Annotated in this window: 18 protein-coding genes; 14 read left to right on the top strand and 4 right to left on the bottom strand. The window is 29.8% G+C overall.

All coding sequences use genetic code 11. The annotated features are described in order from the left end of the window. Positions 1-62: 62 nt before the first annotated feature. Positions 63-2,291: an alpha-galactosidase gene (locus tag D2A34_RS03460; protein WP_119365720.1), complete on the top strand. Its 2,229-nt coding sequence runs from the start codon at positions 63-65 to the stop codon at positions 2,289-2,291. A gap of 198 nt (positions 2,292-2,489) precedes the next feature. On the opposite strand, the gene D2A34_RS03455 is transcribed toward D2A34_RS03460, so the two are convergent. After that, a complete protein-coding gene (locus tag D2A34_RS03455; RefSeq protein WP_119365719.1) occupies positions 2,490-4,259 on the bottom strand; it encodes a sensor histidine kinase in 1,770 nt (589 codons plus the stop codon). 233 nt (positions 4,260-4,492) lie between these two features. Between D2A34_RS03455 and D2A34_RS03450 the strand changes: the two genes are divergently transcribed. The 6 genes from D2A34_RS03450 to D2A34_RS03425 all read left to right on the top strand — a co-directional run bounded on the left by D2A34_RS03450 (position 4,493) and on the right by D2A34_RS03425 (position 11,692). Continuing rightward, a complete protein-coding gene (locus D2A34_RS03450) occupies positions 4,493-5,737 on the top strand; it encodes a response regulator transcription factor (RefSeq protein WP_119365718.1) in 1,245 nt (414 codons plus the stop codon). 49 nt (positions 5,738-5,786) lie between these two features. Next, positions 5,787-7,082: an ABC transporter substrate-binding protein gene (locus tag D2A34_RS03445; protein WP_119365717.1), complete on the top strand. Its 1,296-nt coding sequence runs from the start codon at positions 5,787-5,789 to the stop codon at positions 7,080-7,082. 301 nt (positions 7,083-7,383) lie between these two features. Continuing rightward, positions 7,384-8,262: an ROK family protein gene (locus D2A34_RS03440; protein WP_119365716.1), complete on the top strand. Its 879-nt coding sequence runs from the start codon at positions 7,384-7,386 to the stop codon at positions 8,260-8,262. 100 nt (positions 8,263-8,362) lie between these two features. Further along, on the top strand, positions 8,363-9,760 hold the full coding sequence (locus D2A34_RS03435) for a glycoside hydrolase family 1 protein (protein WP_119365715.1): 1,398 nt from the start codon (positions 8,363-8,365) through the stop codon (positions 9,758-9,760). An 86-nt stretch (positions 9,761-9,846) separates the two neighbouring features. After that, positions 9,847-10,746 (top strand): ROK family protein, encoded by a 900-nt coding sequence (locus D2A34_RS03430; RefSeq protein WP_119365714.1) that lies wholly within the window; start codon positions 9,847-9,849, stop codon positions 10,744-10,746. 40 nt (positions 10,747-10,786) lie between these two features. Continuing rightward, positions 10,787-11,692, top strand: a complete 906-nt coding sequence (locus tag D2A34_RS03425; RefSeq protein ID WP_119365713.1) for an ROK family protein — start codon at positions 10,787-10,789, stop codon at positions 11,690-11,692. A 721-nt stretch (positions 11,693-12,413) separates the two neighbouring features. Here D2A34_RS03425 and nagA read toward each other — a convergent pair. Further along, entirely contained in the window at positions 12,414-13,550 is a 1,137-nt protein-coding gene (gene nagA, locus D2A34_RS03420) for an N-acetylglucosamine-6-phosphate deacetylase (protein WP_119365712.1), read from the bottom strand. A gap of 283 nt (positions 13,551-13,833) precedes the next feature. Here nagA and D2A34_RS03415 point away from each other — a divergent pair, with 283 nt between their 5' ends. The 3 genes from D2A34_RS03415 (at position 13,834) to D2A34_RS03405 (ending at position 16,277) form a co-directional block, all read left to right on the top strand. Beyond that, complete coding sequence (locus D2A34_RS03415; protein ID WP_119365711.1) at positions 13,834-14,559, top strand: GntR family transcriptional regulator; 726 nt, start codon at positions 13,834-13,836, stop codon at positions 14,557-14,559. 21 nt (positions 14,560-14,580) lie between these two features. After that, positions 14,581-15,309, top strand: coding sequence for a glucosamine-6-phosphate deaminase (gene nagB, locus D2A34_RS03410; RefSeq protein WP_119365710.1), 729 nt, complete (start codon positions 14,581-14,583; stop codon positions 15,307-15,309). Positions 15,310-15,566: 257 nt separating this feature from the next. Next, positions 15,567-16,277, top strand: coding sequence for a GntR family transcriptional regulator (locus D2A34_RS03405; protein WP_119365709.1), 711 nt, complete (start codon positions 15,567-15,569; stop codon positions 16,275-16,277). A gap of 544 nt (positions 16,278-16,821) precedes the next feature. Here D2A34_RS03405 and D2A34_RS03400 read toward each other — a convergent pair. Both D2A34_RS03400 and D2A34_RS03395 read right to left on the bottom strand, forming a co-directional pair. After that, complete coding sequence (locus D2A34_RS03400) at positions 16,822-18,789, bottom strand: fructose-1,6-bisphosphatase (RefSeq protein ID WP_119365708.1); 1,968 nt, start codon at positions 18,787-18,789, stop codon at positions 16,822-16,824. Between the two features lie 195 nt (positions 18,790-18,984). Next, complete coding sequence (locus D2A34_RS03395; protein ID WP_079439389.1) at positions 18,985-19,545, bottom strand: class IV adenylate cyclase; 561 nt, start codon at positions 19,543-19,545, stop codon at positions 18,985-18,987. Positions 19,546-19,892: 347 nt separating this feature from the next. On the opposite strand from D2A34_RS03395, the gene D2A34_RS03390 reads away from it, so the two are divergent. From D2A34_RS03390 to D2A34_RS03375, 4 genes are all read left to right on the top strand, one after another. Continuing rightward, positions 19,893-22,637, top strand: coding sequence for a sigma-54-dependent transcriptional regulator (locus D2A34_RS03390; RefSeq protein WP_119365707.1), 2,745 nt, complete (start codon positions 19,893-19,895; stop codon positions 22,635-22,637). Between the two features lie 193 nt (positions 22,638-22,830). After that, positions 22,831-23,142, top strand: coding sequence for a PTS sugar transporter subunit IIB (locus tag D2A34_RS03385; RefSeq protein WP_119365706.1), 312 nt, complete (start codon positions 22,831-22,833; stop codon positions 23,140-23,142). 19 nt (positions 23,143-23,161) lie between these two features. After that, complete coding sequence (locus D2A34_RS03380) at positions 23,162-23,467, top strand: PTS sugar transporter subunit IIA (protein WP_119365705.1); 306 nt, start codon at positions 23,162-23,164, stop codon at positions 23,465-23,467. Between the two features lie 41 nt (positions 23,468-23,508). Continuing rightward, on the top strand, positions 23,509-24,411 hold the full coding sequence (locus tag D2A34_RS03375) for an N-acetylglucosamine kinase (RefSeq protein WP_119365704.1): 903 nt from the start codon (positions 23,509-23,511) through the stop codon (positions 24,409-24,411). The last annotated feature ends 3 nt before the right edge of the window (positions 24,412-24,414 follow it).

Below are 24,414 nucleotides of genomic sequence, written 5' to 3'. Positions count from 1 at the left end.
AATTTATACTAAATACATAAGATTAAAGTTATTTCGTGAATAGGGAAGGAGAATAATAAAAAATGGGAATTAAGTTTAATGAAAGCACAAGGGAGTTTCATCTTTATAATAATAATATGAGTTATATTCTTAGAGTAATTGATGGAATAGAACAGATGGAAAATGTTTATTATGGTAAACGATTAAGGCATAGAGATTCATTTAAACACATAATGGAAAGAGAACTTAAGCCTTCATGTAATATGTTTGAGGGAAATCATACTTCATCATTAGAACATATAAAGCAAGAATATCCAAGCTACGGAACTACAGACTACAGATATCCTGCTCATACTATTACAAGTAAGAATGGAAGTAGAATTAGCAACTATAAATATGCTGGATATAAAATATTTGATGGAAAGAATAAGTTAAATGGATTACCATCGACTTATATTGAAGCAGCTTCAGAAGCTCAAACATTAGAAATTACATTATTTGATGAGATATTAAATAGCAAATTAATATTAAGTTATACAATATATAAAGATCTTGATGCAATATGCAGAAATGCAAAAATAACTAATGAAGGAGAAGAGGCGTTTTATATAGATAATGCTATGAGTTGTAGTGTTGATTTAGCAGATTCAGATTTTGAAATGATTCATACCTCAGGTGCTTGGGCTAGAGAGTGTCACCTTAAAAAGAGAAAGTTAACAGAAGGTGTGCAATCTATACACAGTTTAAGAGGTGCAAGCAGTCATGTTCATAATCCGTTTATGATATTAAAGCGTCCTGATGCAACTGAGCATGTAGGAGAAGTTTATGGTTTTAGTTTAGTATACAGTGGGAATTTTTTAGGACAAGTTGAAGTTGATTCGTATGGAGTTTCAAGAGTTATGATGGGTATTAATCCTTATGAGTTCAAATGGAAACTTGATTCAAAAGAAGAGTTTCAAACACCAGAATGTGTAATGGTCTACACTAATGATGGCTTAAATGCAATGAGCCAAACTTACCATAAACTCTATAGAACAAGACTTGCAAGAGGAAAATGGAGAGATAAAGAACGCCCTATTCTTGTAAACAATTGGGAAGCAACATATTTTGACTTTGATGAAGAAAAGATACTTTCTATAGTAAGGGCTGCAAAGGACCTAGGAATAGAGTTATTTGTGCTTGATGATGGTTGGTTCGGGAAAAGAAACGATGATACAAGCTCTCTTGGAGATTGGTTCGAAAACAAAGAAAAGCTTCCTAATGGAATAGCTGGTTTATCTAAAAAAGTAGAAGAAATAGGACTTAAATTTGGATTGTGGTTTGAGCCAGAAATGGTATGTAAGGATACTAAATTATTTAAAGAACATCCAGAATGGGCTATTCAAACACCTAATAGAAACATGTCTCATGGAAGAAACCAATTTATATTAGATTTTTCTAGGGATGAAGTTGTTGAACATGTATTTAGTTTGATGGATAACATAATAGGGAATTCTAAGATTTCATATATTAAGTGGGATATGAACAGATATATAACAGAACCTTATTCATTAGCACTAGAAGAAGATAGGCAAGGTGAAGTATTCCATAGATATATTCTTGGAGTATATAAGTTGGCTGAAAAGATAATAACTAAATACCCAGAGCTTTTAATTGAATCATGCGCAGGCGGCGGGGCTAGATTTGATCCTGGAATGCTATACTATGCGCCACAAACTTGGGCAAGTGATGATACCGATGCTATAGAAAGATTAAAGATACAATATGGTACTTCAATGATTTATCCATTAAGTGCAATAGGAAGCCATGTATCAGCAGTCCCAAATCATCAAGTAGGAAGACTTACTCCGCTTAACACAAGAGCCAATGTGGCGTATTTTGGAACTTTTGGGTATGAGCTTAATGTTAATACTATGAGTGATGAGGAAAAAGAAATAGTTAAGGAACAAGTTAAATTCTTTAAAAAAAATAAATCATTGGTTCAAAAAGGTGATTTTTACAGAATGCTAAATCCTTTTGAAAGCAATGAAACTTCATGGATGGTAGTGTCTGAGGATAAGTCACAAGCCATTGTGGGCTATTATCAAGCTTTATGCAGACCAAATGAAAAATATAATCGTATAAAATTACAGGGACTAGACTCGGATAAACTATACTCAATAGAAGGTAGAGAAGGAAATTACTACGGTGATGAACTTATGAATTTAGGGATAATTTTATCAAAGGATTATACAGAAAACGCTAGTGAATATTGGTCGAGGAAACGTGAAGATTTTATGTCACAATTATTTGTAATAAATGAAGTAAAATAAGAATTTGCTGACTATGCCCATACTTAAGTAAAAGGTTATATAAAGTTTATTTATATCCTAGGAATACTTATTTTGTTATCAGATTCTTATAAGTTAGAAGAATTTTTATATTATTTTTGACATGGGTGCATAAATAGGAAATTATTAGCAAATAAAGTAAAACTAAATCCATAGAGTTTTATCTCTATGGATTTAGTTTTACTTCACAATGTATGGTAGAGTCAGCACCATAGATGTTCCTTCACCGAGAATACTATGAATCTCCAATCCGTAATGATCACCGTAATTTAGCTTTAATCTTTTATTTATATTTCTCAAAGCAGTACTATTAAAATCATTATTTCTATCATTGACAAAGTCATTCAATTTTTTTAATTTTATACTATCAATGCCTATACCGTTATCAGAGATAGTTAGTGTTAAATTGTCATTTATATGTTCACCTTGAATTATTATCTTTCCATCGCTACTACATTCACTTAAGCCGTGATAGATAGAGTTTTCAATTAATGGCTGAATTATCATTTTAATTATTTCACAGTCTAGAACCTCAGGGTTAATCAAGTTTTCGATTGTAAATAGTTGGTCGAATCTAATTTTTTGAAGGTAAATATAATTTTCAATAATGCTTATTTCTTCATTTAATAAGACTGTGTTTATTTTTCTATTCATACTGTACCTTATAATAGAGCCAAAATACTCAGACATGGTTGAAGTTTCTAGATCATCATTTATTTCTGCCATCATACGAATAGACTCCAAGGTATTATATATAAAATGAGGATTAATTTGATTTTGTAGCTGTCTAAGTTCTAATTCTTTTTGTTCAATTTGGCTTTTATAGTTAATATTAATTAAATCGCTTATTCTGCTTTTCATCTCATTATAGGACTTTACTAATATTCCAATCTCATCATTTTTATTATAAGAAACTTTATAATCTAAATTGCTTTCAACATTGCTCTCCATATTCTTGATTAAAAACTTTAAAGGATTAAATATTCTTTTAATAAAAAACATATATAAAACTATAAATAAAATTAAAAAGAAAGTTATATTAATAATAAACGAAAAAATGTATAAGCTGTCTATATGATATGCATTTGATTTAGGGATTGAATTTACAATTATCCAGTTTGTTGAAGGTATAGTGTTATAGGAAACTATATATTCAGTATTATTAAAGATATACTGTATGTTAGGATCAGGGGTTGCGTTATGTAACTGGTCATAAGAAGGAATAAATGAATGAGATTCCTCACTTGTAGTTAAAATTAATTTTCCATTAATATCATAGATGGAAACTATCTGATTGCTAAATGGAAGATGATCTTTTACTAGTAAATTACGTATCTCATCTATTGATATAGTAATCAATAATATTCCAGTTACTTTCTTTGTTTTAATATCTATTATTTTTCTAGTAAGAGCTATTAATTGTTTAGAGTTCTGAGAAGTGAATTCAAAAATATCGCTTGCATTTATATTAGGAAAAATTGATGTAAAATCATTAGAGCTTAATGAATCTATAAACCATTTTTCTGATTTTGGATTTTTAAGTTTATCATTAGAACTATTACGTGTGCTTGATGCACCTCTTCCGCTTAAATCATATATATAAGCACCATTTATTGAAGTATTTTGAATCAGCATCATATCGCAAAGATATTTTAAATAATTGTAATTACTTATATCATAAGGTTTATCAGCGGAAAGAATAGAATATAAGGTTTCTACTTCAGGAATAAGTAATGGATATTTTGATACATCAGAGATATTGTTTAATTTTTCCACAACTTGCTGACTCAAACTGACATTGAAATTTTCTATAAGTCTTTCTGTTTTATTAAATTCGTATTCTGAGTACGAGTATAAATTTAAGCTTGTTATTATAAAAAATATAATATACATAATTGTAAAAATAAGCAGTGTTAATTTTTTTATTGATATATTATTATTAAAATTCATAAAGCCACCTAACTATAAATTCAATTATTAAATTTAAGAAAAATAGTAAAAGGATTTATCAAAATACTAAAGTAGTTTGAATAGTGAGATATAGTAAATTTGAGCAATTAAATCTTTAGTATTAGACAAATCAAGAAAATTAACTCTATTAAAAAGTACATTTCGAATATAAGCAAACTAATGTATAATTTAAATATATAGTAACTTAAATGAATATTCAATATGGAGGAAAAATGAAAATAATAGTAGTTGATGACGATAAAATCATAAGAATAGGATTAAGCAAAATAATAAAAAGATTATTTAGTGAATATGAAGTTATTAACGAATTTCAAAATGGATTAATGGCATTACAATATCTTAAAGAAAATGAGGAAAATGTTGATTTAGTAATAACGGATATAAAGATGCCAGTAATGACAGGGATAGAATTAATAGAAAGAGCTAAAAAAGAATTGAGTAAACCTCCTTTATTTGTAGTTTTGAGCGGATATGATGAGTTTAATTACGTTAGAGATACCATGAAAGCTGGGGCCCTAAATTATTTATTAAAGCCAATTAAACAAGATGATTTGAAGAATGTTATGAAAGAAGCAGAAATTAAAATAAAAGATAACGAAAAAAATCATAGGCTGCTAAATAAATCAATTGAGGTACTAAAAAAAGACTTTTTTAAGTATATTTTATTTACCAATAAAGATATTAAACTTAAAACAAATGAATTGCTATTAGAAAATATGCAGTTAAATGAGGAATATATCTATAAAATGATTATTGTTCAAAGAAAAGAAGATAATACCAATACTCTAAGAGGATTTATAAATTCTATACAAACCGAATATAACAAAATAGAATATGCAGTTTTTAATTTAGAAGATAATATTTACATAATTTTTTATTTTGATAAAAACCAATATAAGAGTATAGATTTAATAAATGAAAAAATAGAAAGTGAAACGGGGGTCTTTGTAAATAATAGCAGAAATGTTTATATATTAAGATATACAGATAAGGTGTGGAAATTAAGAGAGTACTATAAACTTGTAAAAAAACTTAAGGAAAATATGAATTATGATATTAGTTCTAAAAAATATTTCGTAAAAGAATCAGATAAATTATTTGAAACATTAAATAATGAAGATAACAATCCAAATGCCGTAGCAATAAATTTAGCTAAACAATATATAATCAATAATTTTAATAAAAATATAACATTAAAAGATGTAGCAAATGAGGTACTTCTAAGTCAAAATTATTTATCGGAATTATTTAAGAAAGAAATAGGGGAAGGTTTCTATGAATTTTTATCAAGTTATAGGATTAAAAAAGCAAAAGAATTGTTGTTAACTACAAATTTGAAAATTTATGAGATAGGACAAAAGGTTGGATATAATGATGCAATAACATTTGGGAGAGCATTTAAAAAGATAACTGGAACTACTCCTAATAATTTTAGAAACAATAAAGAAGAGGATTAATAGAGCAATGGTCTTTCATTTTTAAGTTACAAGAGAGAAGGGAAGTTTTGTGAGGAAGTATAATAAACTTATTAAAATTGTGACTTTATTTTTATTAGTAATTTTGGCGAGTATATTTGGATTTAATTCTTTTAAAAAATATATAGTGGGTTCCCGTCAGAATAATGAAAATAGTAGAGAGCTTGAAGGTTCTATTACTTTTGTAAGTAATAGAACAGATAAGAGTGAAGAGTTAAACTCGATGATAAAAGAGTTTGGGCAAATACATCCTAAGGTTAAAATAAATTTAGAATTAATAGGTGATGTTGAAGAGATATTAGAAAGAAGGGCAGCAGCTGGAGAGCTGCCAGACGTAACCTTAGTACCTGGAGCTATAGATACAATAGAATATAGTAAATATTTTTTGCCAATAGATGATCTAGGATTTAATGATGAAAATATATACAATTACACATTAGGAACAGATAATAAGTTATATACACTTTCTACATCTATGTTATGGGAAGGAGTAATTTATAACGAAGAAATATTTAAGGCTGCAAATATAAAAGAGATTCCTAGAACAAAAAAAGAATTTTTTGAAGCCTGTCAAAAAATTAAGGGAATAGGGGTTACGCCAATTGCTTTGAATTACAAACAGCAATGGGTAATGAGCATGTGGTCTGATAGCATTCCGTATTTATTTGATACAAACCTTGAAGATAATACAATAACAAATTCAAAAGATATATTAAATGATTCAAGTGGAGTACATAAATCTTTAGAATTAATACGAGAAATTGTTAAGAATAAATATTGTGAAGCGGATTTGTTTAACTATGATTGGCAGCAATGCAAAAATGATCTTAAGGATAAAAAAGTTGCAATGATTATATGGAATTCTGATTTTAAGTATCAGTTAGAAGACATGGGGGCATCTAAAGAAGAGTTTGGAATGTTTCCAATTCCAGAAAGTAAAATGATTAATATTGTTGGAGATTATAAGTTTGCAATTAGCAAAAATACTAAATATCCAGACATATCCAAAGAGTTTTTAAAGTTCATGTTTAGTGATGATAGGTACGCTAAAGCGGTAAATATAATGTCTTCATTAAAAAACAGTGAGAAAAATATTCAAATGCTCAGGGAACTAGAAGAGTTTAATTTACCTATACAAATGCAAGCCAATGTTGTAAAAAATCAAACTAACGAGGAATTAGAAATTCACAATAAGTATTCTAATACTAAGAATGAAATTGGATTGAATAGTAGTTTTGTGCAAAGATATGTAATAGCATCTGATACTAAGCCGATTATAGAAGAAGTTAATAAAAAGTGGAGAGAAAGCCGAGCTAAAATCCAGTAATAATTAGTTAGAATTACCTATGGATAATAAACATAATTTATGTGTTTATTATCTATTTTTTATATATTGATTTAATTAATAAAACTAAAAATATATTTTTATTAATAAAAATATAGACATTTAATTAATAAAGATATATATTTATTATATGGAAGTAATATAAAGATTTAAAAATGTAGTTTGCATTTGATAAATCTTTATAGAAAATGTTGAAATATGGTATAGTCACATAAATTGATAACTTTAAGAATTAGGTTTAAAAAATTTTGAAATTACTTTGTATATGTCAGGAGGTTATTAAATAATGTATTTAGTCGGAATTGATATTGGTGGGACAAACTTAAGGGCTGCAGTAATATCTAAAGAAGGAAATATGGTAGAAATATTCAAAGTTGAAAACGAAGTACAAAAAGGTGCTGCTTACAACTTAGATAAATTAGTTAGTCAAATAAAGGAACAATGGAGTAATTATCAAATAGATAAGGTTGGAGTGGGAGCACCTGGTCCTTTAGATTTGAAAGTAGGTAAACTATTAAATCCAGTTAACTTGAAAGGATGGGAAAACTTTAATATAAAAGAATACTTAAAAGAAAAGTTAGGTGTCCCAGTTAAAGTTAATAACGATGCCAATGTAGCAGGGCTTGCAGAAAGTTTAGTTGGAAGTGCAAAGGACTGTGAATCAGTATTTTATATAACCGTTTCCACTGGAGTGGGAGGTGCTTTAATTCTTGATAAGAAGATTATCAATGGAGCACACAGTCAAGCAGCAGAAATTTACAATATGATAATTAATGAAGATAAATATAGTCACGCAGGTACAAATAAGGGTGGCCTTGAAGGGCAATGCAGCGGTGTAAATATAGCTAGAATAGCATCAGAAGTCTATGGAAAAGCATTAAGAACAAAAGAAGTGTTTGATTTATATGAAAATAACGATGAAAAAGCGGTTCAAGTAATAGAAAAGTGGATTGATAATATTTCAATTGGAATAGCAAACATAATATCTGTGATAGATCCAGAAACTGTAGTTATTGGTGGAGCAGTACTAATATATAATACTTACTTATTACCTAAGATTATTGAATGTACTAAAACTAAGGTTGCAGATCCATCTATGGTAGACATAAGAATAGCACAAATTGGTGATAATGCCGGCCTTATTGGAGCAGCGATGTTATAGTAAAAATTTGAAATGAAAATATATATTCATTTTATTTTAAATATATACAATAGTTTATAAAAACAACATAATTAAAATAAAGAAATCTAGGAGGCATAATATGAGTATACAATTTAAATTTCCAGAAAATTTTTGGTGGGGGTCAGCAACATCAGGTCCTCAAAGTGAAGGAAGATTTAATAAAAAACATGATAGCGTATTTGATCATTGGTTTGACATAGAGCCAGAAGCATTTTTTGACGGAGTTGGTCCTAATGTAGCTTCAAATTTCTATAATAGCCATAAAGATGACTTAGCATTAGTTAAAGAAACAGGATTAAATAGTTTTAGAACATCAATTCAATGGACAAGACTTATAAAAGATTTTGAAACTGGAGAAGTTGATGAAGATGGAGTTAGATTCTACAATGAGGTAATTGATGAATGTATTGAAAATGGACTTCTTCCAGTTATGAATTTACATCATTTTGATTTACCGGTTGAGTTATATGATCAATATGGTGGATGGGAATCTAAACATGTAGTAGATTTATTTGTAGTATTTGCAAAAAAGTGCTTTGAGCTGTTTGGTGATAGAGTTAAGTATTGGACTACATTTAATGAACCTATAGTTGTAGTTGAAGGAGAATATTTATATCAATTTCACTATCCAAAATTAGTTGATGGTAAAAAAGCTGTACAAGTATTATATAATTTAAATTTAGCATCAGCAAAAGTTATAGAAGAATTTAGAGCTATGGGATGTGATAAAGATGGTGGAAAAATAGGAATAGTTCTTAATTTAACACCTGCATATCCAAGATCAAACAGTGAAGAAGATGTAAGAGCAGCTCAAATAGGGGATAGTTTCTTTAATACTTCATTCTTAGACCCTGCAATTAAAGGACATTTTCCAGAAATACTTCTTGAAATATTAGAGAAAGATAATGTAATGTGGGAATCAACAGAAGAAGAATTAGAAATAATTAAAAACAATACAGTTGATTTCTTAGGAGTAAACTACTACCAACCTAGAAGAGTTAAAGCTAAAGAATCACTATTAGATGAATCAAAAGGCTGGATGCCAGACAAATACTTCGATAATTACGAAATGCCAGGAAGAAGAATGAATCCATACAGAGGATGGGAGATATATCCAGAGTGTATGTATGACATTGCGATAAATATAAGAGATAATTATAACAATATTCCTTGGTATATCTCTGAAAATGGCATGGGTGTTGAAGGCGAAGAAAAATATATAAATGCTGACGGTATAATAGAAGATGATTACAGAATAGATTTCTATAAAGAACATTTAGAGTATCTTCATAAAGGCATAAGCGAAGGATCTAACTGTTTTGGATATCATACATGGACTCCTATTGATTGCTGGTCATGGAGTAATGCATATAAAAACAGATACGGGTTTATTGCTGTAGATTTAGCAACTCAAAAGAAAACTATTAAGAAATCAGGAAGATGGATTAAAGAAGTTGTAGAAAACAACGGATTCTAGTTGAAAATCAGTAATTAATAAATAATAAGCTGTCTCAAAAGTTAAAATTTGAGACGGCTATTTGAATTATATAAGGAGGATCATAAATGAGAAATTTTATGGTTTTTGATGTAGGTGGAACTTCTACTAAGTGGTCTGTAATAGATGAAGCAGGTGATTTTAAAGAAAGTGATAAGTTTACCTGCCCTGAAACAGCAGAAGAGTTTTTTGATGAAATAACAAATATAACAGATAAAATGAAATTAAAGTATGATGTTAAAGGTGTTGCAATAAGTGCGCCAGGGGCTGTAGATAGTGATACAGGATTAATTGGCGGAATAACTGCTATACCTTACATACACGGACCAAATTTTAAAGAAATAATAGGTAAGGCTACAAATTTGAATGTAGAACTTGAAAATGATGCTAATTGCGCAGCACTTGGAGAGTGCTGGCTTGGAGCAGGTAAAGATAATAATGATTTAGCATTTGTAGTTTGTGGAACAGGAATAGGCGGGGCTATAGTTAAGGATAAAAAAGTCCATGTTGGAGTGCATAAGCATGGTGGAGAATTTGGTTATTGCTCAATAAATTTCGATTTAGATAAAACTAAAGCAACAAATTGGAGTCATTCAGGATCTACTATAGCATTAGCAAGAAATGTTGCTCAGCTAAAAGGTTTAGATGAAGATAGCATTAATGGAATTGAAGTCTTTGAAATGTGCAGTAAAGGCGATGAAATTGCGATTCAGGAAGTAAATAAATATTATTTTACAATGGCAGTGGGCATATACAATATTCAGTATATCTTTGATCCGGAGGTTATTATATTGGGTGGAGCAATAAGTGAAAGAACAGAATACTTAGAAGAAATAAATAGAAGACTTGATATTATGATGAATAGCGACTTAGAAGGAACAATAAGACCAGTTATTAAAAGGTGCAAATTTGGAAACGATGCGAATAAGCTTGGAGCATTATATAACTATTTGCAAAGAGAGAAATAGAAAGATTATATAAGTAAATTTTGATATAGAGGTGATTTAGATGAGAAAATTCATGGTTTTTGATATCGGTGGAAGTGCTGTTAAGTGGTCTGTAATTAATGAAGATGGTAGTTTTGTAGAAAGTGGTAAATTCAATGTTTCAAGTAATAGAGAAGAGTTTTTTTCAGAATTAGCAAAAACAACTAACGAAATGAAAGATAAATATGATGTTAAAGGAATTGCAATAAGTGCTCCAGGGGCGGTGGACAGTGAAACTGGAGTAATTGGAGGTATAAGTGCTATTCCATATATACACGGACCTAATTTTAAAGAAATTTTAAAAGAAGCTACAGGTTTGGATGCAGAGCTTGAAAATGATGCGAATTGTGCAGCTCTTGGAGAGTGCTGGCTTGGTGCTGGAAAGGACAATAAGGATTTAGCATTTGTTGTATGTGGATCAGGAATAGGTGGAGCTATAGTTAAAGATAAGAAGATTCATGGCGGAATTCATAAGCATGGAGGAGAATTTGGTTATTGCTCAATAACATGTGAGTTAGATGGAGAACCTAAATTCACAAGCTGGAGTCAAGCAGGATCTACTACAGCATTAGCAAGAAAGGTTGCAAAATTAAAAGGACTAGAAGAAGGAAGTCTTGATGGTGTTCAAGTTTTTGACCTATGTAATAAAGGTGATGAAATAGCAATTAATGAAGTGAATAAGTACTATTTCATTATGGCAGTAGGAATATACAATATTCAATATACTTATGATCCAGAAGTTATTATTTTAGGTGGGGCTATAAGCGAAAGGCCAGAATATGTTGATGAAATAAACAAGAGATTGGATGCGCTTATGAATAGTGACTTGGAAGGGACAATAAAACCAGTTCTAAAAACATGTGTATTTGGAAATGATGCTAACAAATTAGGTTCATTATGTAATTATCTTCAAAGAGAAAAGCAATAGCAAATTGTGAGATATAAAGGTATTGTGAAGCATCCGAAATATAAAAATACTTGCATTAGAGGTTATTTATAGTTTACTTCTAAGCAACCGAAATGGAATATATGTGTTTGCTTCGGTTCTTAGAAGATTTTACTGGGTGATTCTAAGAACATAAGTTGCATCCAAAGTGCTTGCTTCAAAGACTATGCTTTTGAACAAGCACATTTGGAACAACTTATATTCTAAGAATCACGACCAGTAAAATCTCCTTATGAACACTGCGCAAAAACATATATTCCATTTCTTTGTTTAATAGTAAGCTTAAATAGCAATATATTTATACAAGTATTTTTATATATATCTGGTTATAATACCTTTAATGGATGGATATTCAAGACTTTTCATACAGTTTATATATTTATAATACAATACTCATATATTCTTTGTTATGTATATGTGAAATAATTAAAGTTATAGCAAAACAAAGAAATAGAATACATATATGTGGAGTCAGGCATTGAAAAATAAGCTGCTAGAATATCTTAATGGGAAGTTGTTCCACTTTTGCTTGTCCTGTGCTTGTCACAGGAACACGCAGAAGTGGTGCAACTTTCCGTTTAGATATCACCAGCGAAATTTTTCACAGTCCTGCAGAACATATATGTATTCTATTTCGGTTGTTTATTGCTTCACTTTAAGTGCTTTACAACCCTTATAGCAAGAACAAATGCATGATATTTTATTACTTAGAATATACTTCTTTTCCTAAGATAAATACTTTCTTGATATTTATATCATCATCAAACAAAATCAAATCTGCATCATAACCTTCCTTAATCTGTCCTTTATGATCATGAACTTTACAGTGTTTAGCACCATTATAAGAAGCCATTTTTATTACTTCATAAAGTGGAAGATCAGAATTTTTATATACATTTCTAATTGCTTTATCAAGAGTAAGGACGGAACCAGCTAAAGCGCCATTCCTTAGGCGTGCTTCACCATTATTTACAACAACATCCTGACCTCCTAGTGAATAGTCGCCATTAGGCATGCAGCAAGCCATCATTGCATCAGATATTAATAAAACATTATCAGTACCTTTTTGTTTATACGCAATTCTTAAAACTGGATAAGAAATATGAACTCCATCTGAAATTGTTTCAGTTGTTATATTACTATCAAATATAGCACCAACTACACCAGGGTTTCTGTGATTTAAAGGTGTCATAGCATTAAAAAGGTGAGTAGAGTGACAAGCACCACATTCAATAGCTTCTATAGCCTCTTCATAAGTCGCGCTGGTATGACCCAGTGAGCAAACTATACCCTTTGAAGACAGATACTTAATAAGTTCTTTTGCACCTTCGACTTCTGGAGCTAGTGTTATTGATACAATAATATCTTCATAGTCTTTAACTATTTCATTATATGTTGAAATAGATGGAGTTAAAATATAATTTGGGTTTTGCGCTCCAATTGCTTTTGGACTTACAAATGGACCTTCTAAATGAACTCCAAGGACATGAGCTCCCCCTTCGCCTTTTACCTTAACATTTTTAATTGCATCCAGAGATTTTCTTATATCGTCTATAGAAACAGTCATGGTTGTAGGAGTGAAAGAAGTTGTTCCATGTTCAACTATAGTTTTAGAAATGGTATTGATTGATTCACTGGTACCGTCCATTGTGTCGCAGCCTCCTGCACCATGTATATGCACATCAATAAATCCAGGTGAAATATATAAGCCTTTTGCATCAAGTATATTTTCATCAGAACAATTGGTAGGATTAATCTCCTTTATGCAGCCATTTTCAATAAGTATAGAGCCAGTTTCTATTTTATCTAAATAAATAATATTACAGTTTTTTATTAACATATTATCGCTCTCCTAAAAAAATTATAATATATAAGTGGATATTATCAGTTTCTTATATCTAGTATAATGCATTATTAAAGAATTTTTCAAGTGTATATTGACATATTTAAAAGAATAAATTATACTTTTGTTAAAGTGGTAGTTACCACTAAATGAATTTGTTATTTTGAATTTATATGCAGGAGTGTTGATTTGTATCATATATTAGCTTATTTATATTTTCTTTTGTACAGAGAAATAGTATAATTGGTAATAAACTGCTAGAACTAAAAGAGGTGCACTTATGAATACAATAAACAAAAATTCTAATACTCCTTTATATATTCAATTAATGAATATTCTTATTGATCAAATAGAAAATCATATGAAAGAAAATGACAAATTAGATTCAGAAAGAGAAATTTGTAAAAAATATGGCCTTAGTAGAACTACTGTAAGAGAAGCCTTAGACGAATTAGAAAAAAACAAATATATTTATAAAGTTCAAGGAAAGGGAAATTTTATTTCTCCTAAGGTAGTTGAGCAAGATTTGATTAAGGTTTCTTCTTTTACAGAGGAGATGAAGAAGCATGGAAAGAATCCTACTTCTAGGTTATTAAATTTTGAGGTTATAGAAGCCAGCACCAAAATAGCTGGAAAACTAAAAATAGAAGAGAATGAACTTGCATTTAAAATATCAAGAATAAGAATTGCCGATGATATACCAATGATATATGAAATTACGTATTTACCATATGAAAGATTCAAAGGTCTTGCAAAAGAAATGATTGAGGGCAATCCTTTATATGAGATATTTAAAAGTTCTTTCGATGCATATATTACGTCTGCTGAGGAAGTCATAGAAAGTGTTCTGATAAATAAACTTGAAAGTGTCTACCTTGAGGTTCCACAAGGACAAGCGGGACTTAAATTTGAAAGAATAGCATATGAGCAGACTGATATTATTGAATATACAATTACAATTGCTAGAGGAGATAAATATAGATATAGAGTTTGTTTGAAAAATTAAAGATAAAGGGGAGTATTAACAATGAAGTTACTAGTAGTTAAAAATTATGAAGAAATGAGCGAAGTTGCAGCAAAGATATTTAAAGATGTTATTACTGAAAAATCAAATGCCATCTTAGGACTTGCAACAGGAAGCACCCCTGTTGGATTATATCAGGAACTTATAGAAATGAATAAAAATGATGAAATAGATTTCTCTAATGTGAAGACTGTAAATTTAGATGAGTATGTTGGACTTGGAGAAGAGGATACTCAAAGTTATAGATATTTTATGAATGAGCACCTATTTAATCATATAAATATAAACAAGTCTAATACTTTTGTTCCAAATGGTTTAGCAAAAGATTTAGATGAGGAAGCTAAAAGCTATGATAAAAAAATAGAAGAATTAGGTGGAATTGATATACAAATTCTTGGCATTGGCGGAAATGGGCATATTGCATTCAATGAGCCAAGTGACTTTTTAATTGAAGGCACTCATGTAACTAATTTAGCTGAAAGTACTATTGAAGCAAACGCTAGATTCTTCAATTCAAAAGATGAAGTGCCTACAAAGGCTTTATCTATGGGAATTGGACAAATAATGAAATCAAAGAAAATATTATTATTAGTAAAGGGCCAGGACAAAGTTGATGCCGTAAAAGGATTATTAAATGGAAATATAACAACACATAATCCGGCATCAGTACTACAAATGCATAAGGATGTAACTGTAATAATTGATGAAGAAATGGCGAATGCAATTAAATAGAAAAAGCTTATAATTAAATTACATCAGAAGTAGAATTCAAAAGTTATATCAAAATATTAAATTATTTTGATATAGCTTTTTTATTATACATAACATTTAGCAGAGAAGTTATTTTTATTGGATTATAATAAAATTAAGATATTACATATAAAACTTATAAAGTTGAAAAATAAGTAGATTTATGTATATAATAAGGGATATAAATGATATAATCAATGTATAAATAAGGTATGTTGTAAGAAGGGGCGGAAAGCATAATGGCGAAATATGAAGAAATAGCTGAAGACATAAGGAACGGAATATTAAGCGGTAAATATAATCCTAATGAGCAGCTACCGTTAGAAAAAGAAATGTGCGAATATTATGGGGTTAGTAGAATTACAATAAAAAAAGCTGTCGATGAACTTGTATTTCAAGGGTTAGTAATAAAAAGAAGAGGATCAGGAACTTTTGTAAAGGCACTTGATGATAACGATGTTCAAGAATTAAGCTTAGCAAGACAATTTGAAGGGTTTTCTGAAAATCATAAAGATAGAAAAGTGACATCTGAAGTTATAAAATTTGAGGTGGTTCATCCAACAGAGGAAATTACAACAAAACTAAAAATTACATGTGATGACTTTGTTTACTATGTCGTAAGGGCTAGATTTGCAGATGGTGAACCATATGTAATAGATTATACATATATGCCGATAGGTCTTGTACCAGGAATGAAGAAGGATGTTTTATTAAAGTCAATTTACGGTTATATTGAGAACGATCTTGGGTTTAAAATAAAGAGTGCACATAGATTAATTAGGGCAATTTTACCTAGTGAATTAGAGCAAAAATGGCTAGAGATAGATAGTAATTTCCCAATATTAGAGGTTGAACAAGTAGGATTCTTAGACAATGGTCAGCCTTTTGAATACTCAAAAGCACACCATAGAAGCGATAGAATTGAGTTTAGAACTGTAAGCATTAAATAGATTTTTGGATTATACTAAATAACCGAAATGGAATATATGTGTTTGCTCCGGTTCCTTGAAGATTTTGCCGGGAGATTCTAAGAATATAAGTTGTGCCCAAAATGCTAGCCTCAAATACAAGATTTGAACTAGCATATTTGGAACAACTTATATTCTAAGAATCACGACCAGCAAAATCTTCTAATGAACACTTCGCAAAAACATATATTCCATTTCTTTGTTTAGTGTAATTTTAAAGCACAGCATACTTAGGCAAGTATTTATATATTTCTTTGGGTTCTATGTGCAAGATACTTAAAGTAATTGCGATACAAAGAAAGAGAATACATATATGTGAAGCAGGCATTGAAAAATAAGCTGCTGCATATCTTAATAGAAAGTTGTTCCACTCTTGCTTGTCCTGTGCTTGGCACAGGAGCATGCAGGAGTGGTGCAACTTTTTATTTAGATATGCTCAGCGAAATTTTTCACAGCCCTGCGGAACATATATGTATTCTCTTTCGGTTGTTCATCGCATTACTTTAAGTTCTTCACCATACCGTATTTATTGTTCCTCGTTTATTAAGCCTTTTCTGTAAGCTCTGAGTAATAATTTTAAATCTTTAATTTGGTTTTTAAGTTCTTTACCAATATCGGTATCCCCAACTTTTTTTCTATCTGTCTTTTCAACAATTTGCCTTGAGGATAAAATATCTGTTTCTTTACTGAATGCATCTTCAAGTGATTTAAATGGTTGATGAGATATAAGCTGTAAACCATATGAATTGTAAGTTAAAGTATAGCCAGCTAAGCCTGTTTGACTTCTATAAGCTTTTGCAAAGCCGCCATCAATTACAATTAATTTTCCATTGCATTTTATTGGATTTTCACCAAACTTATTTTTTACTGGAACATGTCCATTTATTATCTTTGATTCAGTTGGCTCTAAACCAAATTCTTTAAAAATCAAATTACACATTTCTTCAGAGTCTCTAAAGTCGTAATAAGGATTTTTCTTTTCCTTATGAGTGCTTTTATCTTTAATAAAATATCTTTCAAATGTAGTCATGTCTTCTTTTCCAAATAAAGAGGAGCAGGCGCCAGTCCATAAGTACCACATTATGTCCATACCATATAACTTTTCTTCACTGCCTCTATTATTAAAATATCCCTCTCTAGCTAAAGAGTCGAATTTATCGAGAAGCCTTTTTCCTCTATATTCTTCACCATTTATTATCATACTTTTAAAGGTCTTATCTTTATTTAAAGGAATGCATCCATGAAATAAAAGATTAGAGTTATAAGTTAGATAGATTCGTCCTTTATTAAATAGGAACAAAACATGCTTTTGCAGCTTATCGCTATTTACAAATGAACTTTTCAGCTTATCCATTAATTTTCTTTCGTCGCAGGTAAGCTCAAAAGGTTTATTAGTGTTAATTGTAGGGAAATTTATATCATTGAGTTCATAAGTAACATTATTTAAGGTTATAGTTTCATCGCTATAGTTAATTTTGTCAAGGAGTAATCTATGATTCATATTGAATTCAGGTCTTCTTTTTATTATTTCATACTCAAGTTTAAACTGAATAATAGTTATTGCTTTATGCATTTTTGAAATTAGCTCTATTTCAGAAGTTCCATAGACGCTTGCTTCATCATTATTCTTAGGGATAAAAGCATTACAATTATCATCCTTGTAATGTTTAAGGGCAAAGGTTGCAAGAGGTAATAAATTTATTCCATAAATATCTTCAATAACATCTAAATTTGAATATCTAGCTGCAATTCTCAAAACATTTGCTATACATGTAGCATTTCCCGCGGCAGCTCCCATCCATAGAATATCATGATTACCCCATTGTATATCCACTGAGTGATAATCAATAAGCGTATCAATTATGATATCAGGTCTTGGACCTCTATCATAGATATCTCCAATTATGTGCAATCTATCTATTACCAATCTTTGAATTAAATTTGATAAGGCCACTATAAACTCGGGTGCTCTTTCAATCTCTATGATAGTCTTTATAATTCCATCATAATAACCTTGTTTGTCATGATTTTCGGATTCTTCGTGTAGTAATTCCTCAATAATATAACTAAAATCTTTAGGAAGAGCTTTTCTCACTTTAGATCTTGTATATTTTGAAGATACATGTCTGCATAATTCAATTAGCCTATATAAATTAATCCTATACCAATCGTTTATATCTTTCTCTTCCTTTTGAACAATTTCTAGTTTTTGTTCAGGGTAGTATACTAATGTAGCCAGACTTTTTTTCTCGCAATCCATCAAAGAGTTCCCAAAAACATCTTGAATCTTTATTTTTACAGCACCAGAACCATTTTTTAATACATGGACGAAAGGTTCGTATTCGCCGTGAAGGTCAGCTAAAAAATGCTCAGTACCTTTAGGTAAGTTTAAGATTGCCTCTAAATTTATTATTTCAGTAGAGGCGGCTGCTATAGTAGGGTATTGCTTAGCTAATAATTTCAAATATTTTATGCTCTCATCATAATTCTCCATGAGGTCCTCCTTTTATAAATAAAAATGTTTAGATTTAATAAACTAAACATTTTTAATCTTTAAAAGTATATCCTATCTCTATATATATTCTACATTATATTTATTAAGAATACTATAAAACAATGAAGAATTTACAATTAATGTAATTATAAACTGTAGGCTATAAACTAGACTAAATATCAGATATCTAGTATGCTATATTCCTTTAGGAGTATTATTTAGTAATCCTCTTTCAGATAAAATATCATAAATAGTTTGAGAAGTAGTATCTTCTAAAGTATAACCAAGTAACTTTACTATGTTTTCTAATTTTTCTTCAGAATCAGTTTCAATCTCTAAATAAGGGAAAGGACAAAAAATTTTATCATTAATATCTATTTCAATTAAACAATCATGCAATTTATAGCTTTCTCTATATTTTTTATTGGACTCTTTAAGTATTAGTCCGAGTGATTTAAATATACCTTCTCCCATTTGTTTATTGTCAATTATAACTTCATTTTCTTCCATAACTTTAAATCTTTCTTGAGACAACATTTTTTTTGTAGTCATGAAATAAACAACCTTATTATTCAGCATATCATTTACAGTCCTTATACGTGCATAACCTTTCTTTGCTAAAAGTCTTCCGTCTTCAAAATCATATATGTCGTTTATTTGATCCTCAACTTTAACTTTTTGAGCACCATTTGATAGTAAAGTTTTTCTTGTATTTTCAACATCAATATCAACAATTCTAGTTTCTAGTTCTTGCATAATGATTATCTCCTTCTTATAAATTATGATTTATATTACAATGAACTTTATTTGAGTTGTCTACATATAAAATTCATTAATACTATATACAAATTCATATAATATTATAATATAGCAGATCAGGATTACGCTAGATTAATTACATAATGAAGTGAGAAATAAGGAAAAATTTAAATAAAATAAATATACTTGCAGAAATTGGTAGTATTAATATATAATAAAAACAAAATTGGTAATGTCCAGTTGATAGTCTGTATAAATGTCAGTAGAAACATTATATTAGTGTCTTATGTTTATGCTTTTAATGAATTTGAATAAAGATCATTTTATGATTGGGGGAAAATTTTATGGAAGGGTCAACAAGGGAAGATGAGGTTATAAAATGTCTAATTGAATTAGAAATAAAAAATAAAAGAGGTATAACAGCAGCTGAATTAGGTTCATTTATGGGATTAGATCGCACTAATATAAGCAGATATTTGAATAAGCTATATAAAGAAAATAGAGTAACTAGGAAAGAAGGAAGACCAGTTGCATTTAGCAGTATTAAAGATGAAAAGCAAGAGAAAAGTTTAAATAAAGATAAACAAGATGGTATAAGAAATAATAATGATAGCTTAGAGGTTCTGGTAGGTTCGGAACAATCATTAAAGTTACCAATACAACAGGCTAAAGCGGCAATATTATACCCTCCAAGAGGGCTTCATACTCTTATACTAGGAGAAACTGGTGTGGGAAAATCATTGTTTGCTGAGGCGATGTATCGTTTTGCAAAAGAGTCAAATATGATATATCAGAATGCGCCTTTTGTTAGATTTAATTGCGCTGATTATGCAGATAATCCACAATTGGTTGTAGCACAGATATTTGGAGTAAAAAAGGGAGCTTTTACAGGAGCAGATAGTGAGAAAGAAGGATTATTAAAGAAAGCTGATGGTGGGATCTTTTTCTTAGATGAAATACATAGATTATCTCCACAAGGACAAGAAATGTTATTCACTTTTATAGATAAAGGATATTTTAGACAGCTAGGAGATACGGAAAAGAAAATTAAAGCTGAAGTACAAATTATAGCTGCAACTACTGAACAACCTCAATCATTTTTATTAAAAACCTTCACAAGAAGAATTCCAATGACAATCGTTCTACCACCTTTACGTGAAAGGAAGTTAGAGGAACGATACTATCTTTTAAATGAATTTATAATAGCAGAATCATTGAGACTGGGACAGAGCATATATATAAGCAAAAATGCAGTAATATCATTTCTATTATATGATTGTCCTAATAACATAGGTCAATTAAAAAGCGATATTCAGCTTTCTTGTGCAAAAGCATTTCTAAATTATAAAGTAAACAAGGGGAATTTTATTCTAGTTGATCAGGCCGATTTACAGCCTAGAGTTCAAAAGGGATTAATGAAAATTCGTGAATATAGAAAAGAGATAGATAGCATAGCTAAAAACATGACGGATATATTAAGATTTTCTAATGAGGATAAGTTATTAAAGAAGCTTGAATTCGAGGTGAATCAAGAGGAAACATCTGAAAGCAAAAGTTTTTATTCCATTGTAGAAAGTAAAATGGAAGATCTAAAGAATAAAGGAATTGATCAATCAAGAATTAATGATATTTTAAATATTGATTTAGAAAAGTATTTTAAAAAGTATATTAGAACAATATCAAAAAGTTTTAAAAAGGATGAGATTGCTAAAGTTGTTGATTTTAAAGTAGCAACAGTTGTTGAGAATATGTTAGCGGTAGCATCTGAAAAACTACATAGAGAATTTGAACAAAAAGTTTTCTTTGGATTATCTCTACACTTACAGGGAAGTATCGAAAGAATCACTTTAGGGAAAAAAATATATCATCCGAAGCTTAATGTTATTAGAGTTCAGTACAGAGAAGAATTTAGTGTGGCAATGGAGATAATTAAGCTAGTTGAAAAGGAATTTAATTTAGATGTTCCGTTAGATGAAATAGGTTATATAACTATGTTTTTATCGGAATGTGATGATGATAGTAATGAGCAATTGGAAGAAAAAGTCGGCATATTAGTAATGATGCATGGAATTAGTACGGCTAGTAGTATGGCAGAAGTAGCTAATTCTCTTATAGGGGAAGAATATGTACAAGCGTTGGATATGCCTTTAACAATGAAGGCAGAAAGTATGCTAGAGAAAGCTAAAGAAAAAGTTAGAGAAATGAATAATGAAAAAGGCATATTGTTATTAGTAGATATGGGCTCATTAATTAATTTTGGAAATATTATTAGCAATGAATTAGGAATTAAAATTAAAACTATTGATATGATAACCACATTAACTGTTATTGAAGCAGGAAGTAAAGCATTAAATGGAAGAAATTTAGATTCAATATATAACTCATGCAGAGATATAGGAAGAGCATCTATACAGATAGCTAAAGAAGATTATAAGGAGGATAAGGATCTTATTATAATTACCACATGCTTTACAGGAGAAGGCGCGGCAGAAAGAATAAAAGAAAGATTAAGTTTTAATTTAAAGAATATTGAAAAGGTGAAAATCGTACCATTAGATATCCTAGATAAGGAAGATTTTTTGGCCAAAGTAAGTAAATTAAAAGAAAGGTATATAATATTAGCGGTTGTAGGTACAATGAATATTTTTATTGAAGGGGTACCATTTATACCAGCGCAAGACGTATTTGTAGAGCAAGGAATAGGTTGTTTAGATCAGTTAATTAATTGTGAATATGATTTTCTAAAAGTACAGAAAGCACTAATAAATGAGATAAAGAATTTGAATTGCATAAAATTAGTATCTTGCATTAGAGAGGTAATAGAAAAAATTCAAGAAAGTTTAGAAATTAAAGTTCAACACGATGCCCAAGTAGGAATGTTAATTCATATGAGTTTTCTTGTAGATAGGCTGAAAAATGGAGGGAAAGAAATTCTATTTAAAAATTTGAAGGGTTACAAGGAAGAGAATAGTAAAGAATTTTCAGAAATAAAAAAGGCATTGAAAGCTTTTGAAGAAACTTATGATATAAAAATAGGAGATGATGAGGTAGCATATATAGTTAGAATGGTTAAAGAAAATATAGTTTAGTGTGTAATGATAAAAAAGTGTGCAGAATGAATTGCACACTTTTTTTATAAATTTGCACAATTAAACAGAACTATATTATAGAAATAAAGCCATTTAAATTTCTTTATTTGATGGATAGGTATTGGCATGACAATTGCTTAATATATTTGTGTAAAGAAAATAAAAATAAATGATATGGTAGAGGAGGTTTTTTATGAAAAATATATTATTAGTTTGCTCGGCTGGAATGTCTACAAGCTTGCTAGTTTCAAAAATGCAGAAGGCAGCAGATGAAAAAGGAATAGAGTGTAGTATACAGGCTGTTGGAGAATCAGAAGTGAAAGATTATATAGATAATGCTGATGTTTTATTATTAGGGCCACAAGTTAGATTTTTACTTACAAAGTTCAAAAAGAGTCTAGTGGATAAAAACATAGAAGTAGAAGTTATAAATACAGTTCACTATGGAACAATGAATGGGGAAAAAGTTTTAGAAAGAGCTTTGGAACTAATAAAAAATAAGTAGTTAAAAGGAGCAAAACATAATGGAAGAAATAATAATGAATCTTATAGTGCATAGTGGGGAAGTTAGAAGTTATTCTATGGAAGCAATTCAATGTGCGAAAAAGGGAGAGATTGATGAAGCTAAAGAACTAATAGAAAAAGCTTCTGCTGAGCTTTCTGAGGCGCATAATGTTCAAACAAGCTTAATTCAAAAAGAAGCATCTGGAGAAAAAACGGAAGTTTCATTACTTATGGTACATGCACAAGATCATTTAATGACAAGTATGACATTAAAATATCTTGCATCTGAAATTATAGAGATACATGAAGAATTACGTAAAAGATAGAGTTTATGTATTTCTTATTTTAAGAAGAAGGTGGTTATGATATGAAATATGTTATAGGTGTTGATGGCGGAGGAACAAAAACAGAAGCTACAGCCTATGATTTAGCTGGAAAAGCTATAAGAACTTCAATAAAAGGTTTTGCGAACTTGTTAAATAATAAGGAAAAGGCTTTAGAAAATATAATAACTGCTATAAAAGAAATAATAGATGAATTAGAAAATCATGAGCTTTGTGGCGTATATCTAGGCATCTCAGGATCAGAAGTTGGAAATAATGCAGCAATAATAAGAGAAAATATAAAAGATAGGTTAGGAATTGAAAGTGTAGTTATGCATGATTCTGAAATAGCCCTTAAGGCTATGCTCAAAGGGAAAGATGGAATATTAGTTATAGCTGGTACTGGTTCGGTAGCATTTGGAGTTAATAATAATTTAACTGCAAGATGCGGGGGATGGGGAAACCTGTTAGGAGATGAAGGCAGCGGATATAAAATTGCGATAGACGCTATAAAGAGAATGATATTTGAAGAAGAAAATGATTTGTCTCCATCTGAATTAAGTAGAGAAATTATGAATAAATTGCAGATTAGTTCAGTTGATGAAATAACAAGATTTGTATATTCATCTACTAAAGATAAAATTGCATCATTAGCAGAAATAGTTGCAAGGCTAGGTGAGTCAGGGGATGAGATAGCATATGAAATACTAACTAATGAGGGAATAGAACTGGCGAAGACAGTCAGCAATGTGTATAAAAAATTAGGCTTTAAAAGCTGCTCTATTGCGCTAGTTGGAGGCGTTATTAAAAAGGCAAAAGTAGTTAGAAAGGCCTTTGAAGATTATATCAAAGAAAAAATAGTTGTCGAAGAGTTCGTAGATGAGGAAATTTCACCGACAATAGGAGCTTACTATATGAATAAGATTAAGGATGAAAGTGAGGTGTAGAAG

Origin of the sequence: Clostridium chromiireducens (assembly GCF_003575225.1) — a bacterium.
In the GTDB taxonomy this organism is placed as follows: domain Bacteria; phylum Bacillota; class Clostridia; order Clostridiales; family Clostridiaceae; genus Clostridium; species Clostridium chromiireducens.
Note: the sequence above shows the minus strand (reverse complement) of the source record. Positions and strands in the feature narration are given on the sequence as shown.